Annotated in this window: 5 protein-coding genes; all 5 read left to right on the top strand. The window is 33.7% G+C overall.

Annotated elements, in window-relative coordinates; translation table 11 throughout:
* Positions 1-188: 188 nt before the first annotated feature.
* The 5 genes from HALSAC_RS0105275 (at position 189) to rlmD (ending at position 6,520) form a co-directional block, all read left to right on the top strand.
* Positions 189-866, top strand: coding sequence for a GyrI-like domain-containing protein (locus HALSAC_RS0105275; protein WP_051412092.1), 678 nt, complete (start codon positions 189-191; stop codon positions 864-866).
* A gap of 49 nt (positions 867-915) precedes the next feature.
* The gene (locus tag HALSAC_RS16365; protein WP_051412091.1) at positions 916-1,557 is read left to right on the top strand and encodes a hypothetical protein; all 642 of its coding nucleotides are present in this window, start codon (positions 916-918) and stop codon (positions 1,555-1,557) included.
* 872 nt (positions 1,558-2,429) lie between these two features.
* On the top strand, positions 2,430-3,578 hold the full coding sequence (gene nifV, locus HALSAC_RS0105260; protein ID WP_027339376.1) for a homocitrate synthase: 1,149 nt from the start codon (positions 2,430-2,432) through the stop codon (positions 3,576-3,578).
* A 25-nt stretch (positions 3,579-3,603) separates the two neighbouring features.
* Positions 3,604-4,623, top strand: a complete 1,020-nt coding sequence (locus HALSAC_RS0105255; RefSeq protein WP_027339375.1) for an isocitrate dehydrogenase (NAD(+)) — start codon at positions 3,604-3,606, stop codon at positions 4,621-4,623.
* A gap of 529 nt (positions 4,624-5,152) precedes the next feature.
* Positions 5,153-6,520 (top strand): 23S rRNA (uracil(1939)-C(5))-methyltransferase RlmD, encoded by a 1,368-nt coding sequence (gene rlmD, locus HALSAC_RS0105250; RefSeq protein WP_027339374.1) that lies wholly within the window; start codon positions 5,153-5,155, stop codon positions 6,518-6,520.
* Positions 6,521-6,572 lie beyond the last annotated feature (52 nt).

Below are 6,572 nucleotides of genomic sequence, written 5' to 3'. Positions count from 1 at the left end.
CACCTAAATCTTCAGCAATATCTTTACAATTTTTATCAGATTTAAGACTTAATTCAACAGCATCACGTTTAAATTGTTCATCACGTTTTATTTTAGGTTTGCTCATGTGTATTCCCCCTTTGAATAACTTTATTATACACCTTAACTCACTGTCTAACAAATAGGGGGAAGATTACATTGACATTGCGTTGGCATTTGGTTTTAAAAATCATGAAACATTTACACGATCTTTTAAAAGTGCATATGGTTTAACACCTGATGCTTACCGAAAACAGCCAAGGCCTTTAAAACATTTTATCAAACCAGATTTATCTATGAAATATCATTTGATAGATGAAGGTGTACCATTTATAGCAAATGGAATTGTTCTGAGGATAAGTCGTCGAAACTTATATGTTTCTCGATATTTTGCAGGATTATCTATTGATGTAGAGTTTTCTGATAATCCGAGCATAGACTTTCTAGCAGAACTGTGGAATAGTTTTCACCGCAAAAAAGGTGCTATAGAGAATATAAAAGAAGGTGGGAATGAGATAGGTGTAGGTAGGGCAAGTGAAAAAGAGGGATTTCTTAGATATTTTGTAGGTGTAGAGGTTGATAGTCTTACAAGCCACAATGAATTTTCTCATTTTGAAATGTCTACTGGGAACTATATTGTTTGTAATTTTGAAGCTGAGGATTTTCATCTTTTGACAACAGATGCACTAAATAAAGCAGTTAAATATATGTATGGTATATGGCTTTTAAAAAATGAAATAAAAACAGAACCCGCTATGGTAGAAGTGTATTTGGAAAGTTCACAAGAAAGTGCTGCTATGGAAATTTGGTTTAAAATAGCAGATAATTGCTACAAGGAAAGTAAGTAATATAATAGTGTCTATATTCAAAAGCTGTTTATTGATAAGGAATGATTAAATGAAAAAAGATATAATTCTAAAGGAGATTTCTCAAAAAGATTTTGATCGAGATTATTTTGTAAAGCTAATAAATAGTAATAGTATTATTAGAGAGTTTATTATAAATGAATTAATTACAAATTCTAACATTATGATATATTATCATTGCTATTATGTGGTCAACGATGCTAGCAAGAAAGCACCTTCTTTGTATTATAAATATTGGAATAAGTTTATAAAGTTATTAGATTATGATAATTCTTATTATAGAAATATTGGATTAACACTAATTGCTAATTTAGTAGAAGTTGATGAAGAAAATCGTTTATCGTTAATATGGTCAAAATATTTGGAACATATTAATGATGAAAAGTTTATAACTGGAGAATGTTGTATAAATAATATAAGGATTATTTTAAAGACTAGAGCTGATATGATAGATGAAGTGGTTAACATTCTTTTAAATTTTGAAAAGGTATGGAATTATACTGAAAAACAGATTGCACTCTTAGAATATAGCGTTTTAAATATATTTGATGATCTATTTTTTAGGGGTGATTATACGGATGAAGTTGTTTGCTTTATTAAAAAGAGAGCTTCGAGTATAAGTCCTAAAACAAGAAAAAAGGCTAAGCAATTAATTAAGAAGTATAAAATATAAGCCATATAAATGGGGTGTGTTAGCACGCTAGCGGTACGTTTTATAGTATTTCGTTTAAAAAATTATATAATATAAGGTGTGGAGGAGCCAGTTTAAAATTTTAATATGCTAGCAGGATATATATTAATTATAGTGATGATGCTAAAAATAGAGCTAATAAGAGGTGGATTTCAAGTTGAGGTTAGTAAAAAAATTGTCAGAATAAAGCAGGAGAGAAATAATTAGGGGAGCGATAATCTCTTGGTATAAGAAAGGGGCTATGGTAAAGTTAGCTCAGAGGGTAAGTCTGTTTGTTTTTTTGCCGATAAATTCTATAACAGAGGTTATTTATAATAAATAGAGAGAATTGGCACGAATAATAGTAGAGAATATCAAGGATGATAATAGGTCTTATGACAATGTTGTAGTTTTTATCGGCTAAGGTACAGAAATCGTAGAAGGTGATCTACAGGTTCGGCAGACAGTAGGTCTTATATTTAAAGAAGGGTTAGCAATGATGATTTATCTAGTTCAAATTGGAGCAGAGATGATTCAGGTTATAGAATAATAGGTGTAGAACCTCCTGGGGCAACAACTTTAAGAGGTTTATCTCATTTGCTGTAGATTTCTTTTCTTAATACTAGAGGTTAGAAGTACTATATCAAAAAAATCTAATTGACAAAGGATAAAAAAACCTATATAATATATAATAAGGAAGTTGTGTAAGTTCCTTTTCGGAATTTTTATTCCCAAAAACTGGAAACGGATATCCCGTTAATATCATTAATAAATAGCTTTTTAGCTATTTTAACTATTGATATTATTTTTTTATTCTAAATCTAATATTTATACAACTATCTGTATAAAAATAAAGTACAAGGAGTGTGAGTAGTGTGAGTAGTGTAAAGATAGTTGATACAACATTACGTGATGGTGAGCAGACGGCAGGAGTTGTTTTTGCCAATCAAGAGAAGATCAGAATTGCGAAGTTATTGGATAAGGTTGGAGTTGATCAGATAGAGGCTGGTATTCCAGTTATGGGTGGAGATGAGAAGGAAGCAATTAAGAGAATGGTCAATATGGGTCTAGACGCGAGTATTATGGCTTGGAATCGTGCAGTGGTTTCAGATATTCAACAATCAGTAGATTGTGGGGTAGACGCAGTAGCTATATCTATTTCTACTTCGGATATTCATATCGAACATAAGTTACAACAAGATAGAGATTGGGTTCTATCTAATATGGTTAAGGCTGTTGAATTTGCAAAGAAGAATAATCTTTATGTTTCAGTAAATGCAGAGGATGCTTCTAGAAGTGATAAGGAATTTTTAGTTAAGTTTGCTAAAGAAGCTAAAGAGGCAGGAGCAGATAGGTTAAGATATTGTGATACTGTAGGTATTTTAGAGCCCTTCACTACCTATGATAATGTTAAATCTTTAATTGATGAGGTAGGTATTGATGTAGAGATGCATACCCATAATGACTTTGGTTTAGCAGTAGCTAATGCTTTAGCTGGAGTTAAGGCTGGGGCCAACTATGTTGGAGTAACAGTTAATGGTTTAGGAGAGAGAGCTGGTAATGCTGCTTTAGAAGAGGTAGTTATGGCTTTGAAATATCTATATAATCAGGATTTAAAGTTTGCAACAGATCAATTTAGAGAAGTATGTGAATATATTTCTAAAGCTTCTTCTAGAATTCTGCCAGCTTGGAAGGCGATTGTAGGGACTAATATGTTCGCTCATGAGTCAGGTATCCATGCTGATGGTGTTTTAAAGAATGCTTCAACTTATGAAGTGTTTAAGCCAGAGGAAGTAGGTTTAGAGAGACAGATAGTAATAGGTAAACACTCAGGTACTAAGGCTGTTGTCAATAAGTTTAAAGAATATGGAGTTGAACTTGATGATCAAGAGGCAATTGAGATTTTAGCTAAGGTACGAAAGACATCAGTTGAATTAAAACGTGCTCTTTTTGATAAGGAATTGGTTTATATATATGAGGATTATAAAGAAGAGTTAGCAAATAAGGTGAAAAAATCATCTTAAAATAAGTGTTGAGGAGTGATTATGCATGCATAAGATAACTTTGATTCCTGGGGATGGAATTGGACCAGAGATTACTAAGTCTATTCGTGAGATCATTGAGGCTGCTGGCGTAGAGGTTAATTGGGAGATAGTAAATGCAGGTGCAGGAGTTATGGATGAGTATGGAACCCCTTTACCAGAGGTAGTCTTAGATTCAATTAAGAAGAATAAGGTTGCTCTTAAAGGGCCAATTACTACACCTGTAGGTAGTGGGTTTAGAAGTGTTAATGTTGCTATTAGACAGAAGTTAGATCTTTATGTTAACCTTCGCCCTGCAAGAATCTTAAAGGGAGCACCTACTAAGTTTGAAAACTTAGATGTTGTTATCTTTAGAGAGAATACTGAAGGTTTATATGTAGGTATTGAGCATAATGTTGGTGACGATGCTGCTGAGAGTATTAAGATTATTACTCGTAAGGCATCAGAGAGAATCGTAAGAGCGGCATTTGAATATGCGAAGAAGAATAATCGTAAGAAGGTAACTGCTGTTCATAAAGCTAACATCTTAAAGTTAAGTGATGGCTTATTTAAGTCAGTTGCTGAAGAAGTATCTAAGTCTTATCCAGAGATAGAATTTGATAATAAGATTGTTGATAATATGTGTATGCAATTAGTACAGTATCCAGAGAACTATGATGTGCTAGTTATGCCTAACCTATATGGAGATATAGTATCGGATCTATGTGCTGGTCTAATAGGTGGTTTAGGATTAACGCCTGGGGCCAACTTAAATGATGAGCTAGCTGTATTTGAGGCAGTTCATGGTTCTGCACCAGATATTGCAGGCAAAAATAAGGCTAATCCAATTGCTTTATTACTATCTGCTTGTATGATGCTTAGACATCTAGACGAAGAAGTAGCAGCAACAAATATTGAAGAAGCAGTAGAAGAAATATTAGCTGAAGGTGAGGTTCTAACAGGGGACCTTGGTGGAAGTGCAACAACTACCCAGCTTACTGCAGAGATAATCGCTAAAGTAAAGGCTAAAGAAGAGAAAATAGCGTAAATTAGTTGTCAGCTATCAGCTATCAGCTAAAACCTTACAAATATTAGATTAAAAACTGAGGAAGTTGACTTTAAGTCGACTTCCTCTTTTATTATTAAGGGCTGAAAAAGATAAAAATCAAAGGCTTTAGCACAGATTAAATCTGATAAGAGCTGATGAAGGTCTGATTAGAGAATTAAAGAATAAAATAAAAGAGATCTTTTCAGAGTTAAAGATTTTGAAGTTCGGTCTAAATCTTTTAGTATACTGCACAACCTACAGGTCTAAAAATCAAGACCTTCCGTAATAGAAATCATTAGCACAAAGCTCATAAATTAAATTGGCACTAGCCAATTTAATCTTAATAAAGGTAATCTAACTTCTTTCGAGAATATAGAATGAGGACTATTGTTATGGGAAAAATAATGTAGAGTTGATAGTTGAAAATTGATAATTGATAGCTAAAAGACTAAAATCATTTTAACTTTTTGAATTTAACTATCAATTGTTCATTATCAATTTTCAACTGAACTTACAAGGAGTTGATATAATGGGAAAGAAACCAGTAAAAGTAGGAGATGAAGTTATAATAGAGATGGAGGGATTGGCCCATGGTGGAGATGTAGTTGGCAGGGTAGAAGGCTTTGCTATCTTTATACCAAGAGCTATCCCAGGTGAGAAGGCTAAGGTTAGGATAACTCAGGTTAAGAAGAATTACGGTAGAGGCGAGATTGTTGAAGTAATAGAAGAGGCCCAAACTAGGATAAATCCAAGTTGCCCTAAGGCTCATTTGTGTGGAGGGTGTCAGATACCACATATGGAGTATCAATCTCAATTAAAGCATAAAAAAGAGATTGTCAATGATGCTATCGAGAGAATTGGAAAGCTTGAAGGGGTAAGAGTTAACCTTGTTAAAGGTATGGACAACCCTTTCTTTTATAGAAATAAAGCTCAGTTTCCTTTGGCTAAGAAAGGTGATAAAGTTGTGACAGGGTTTTATGCTCCTGGGACTCATCAAATTGTTGAAACAGATAATTGTGAGATCCAACACCCCTTGATAAATAAGATTGTTAAAGAAGCTATTAAATTGATAGAAGAGTATGATCTTTCTATTTATAATGAGAATAAACATAGAGGTCTATTAAGACATTTGGTTGTAAGGGTAGGGGTCTGCACAAATCAGGCTATGCTTATCTTTGTGACAAAGGATAACAAGTTTCCTGAAGCTAGGGAGTTGGCTAGAAAGTTGATGGAGGAGATTCCGGAGTTAATAAGTGTTCAACATAATATTAATTCAAAGAAGACAAATATAGTTTTAGGTAAAAGAACCAAAACCTTGGTAGGTGAGGATAAGATAATAGACTACATAGGAAGAGTAAAGTATAAGATATCTCCTCTTTCTTTCTTTCAGGTAAATACTTTACAGGCAAAGGTACTTTATGATCAGGTTGTAGAGTATGCAGGGTTAACAGGTAAGGAGAAGATTGTGGATGCTTACTGTGGATTAGGATCGATAACCTTATATCTTGCAGAAAAGGCTAAGGAGGTCTATGGTATTGAGGTCATAGGTGAAGCTATTGAAGCGGCTAAGGAAAATGCCAAACTCAATGGAATAGAGAACTGTCGGTTTGAGGTAGGGAAGGTAAGAGAGGTCTTGCCAGAGTTAAAAAAAGAGTTCAAACCTGATGTTGTAGTGGTAGATCCTCCACGTAAGGGATGTCACCAGGAGGTACTAGAGACCTTTGCTCAACTAGAGCCAAAGCGGATAGTTTATGTTTCCTGTAATCCAAGTAGCCTAGCAAGGGATCTGAAGATATTAAAGGAACTAGGCTATAAAACAGTAGAGGTACAACCTGTCGATATGTTCCCCCAGACCTATCATATCGAAAGTGTAGCATTACTAGAAATTGATAGTTGAAAATTGATAATTGAAAGTCTAAAATTATTTTAATTTTTTTGAACTTAACTAT

The organism is Halonatronum saccharophilum DSM 13868, from assembly GCF_000517025.1.
Taxonomy (GTDB): domain Bacteria; phylum Bacillota; class Halanaerobiia; order Halobacteroidales; family Halobacteroidaceae; genus Halonatronum; species Halonatronum saccharophilum.
This window is presented reverse-complemented; position numbering and strand designations above follow the sequence as displayed.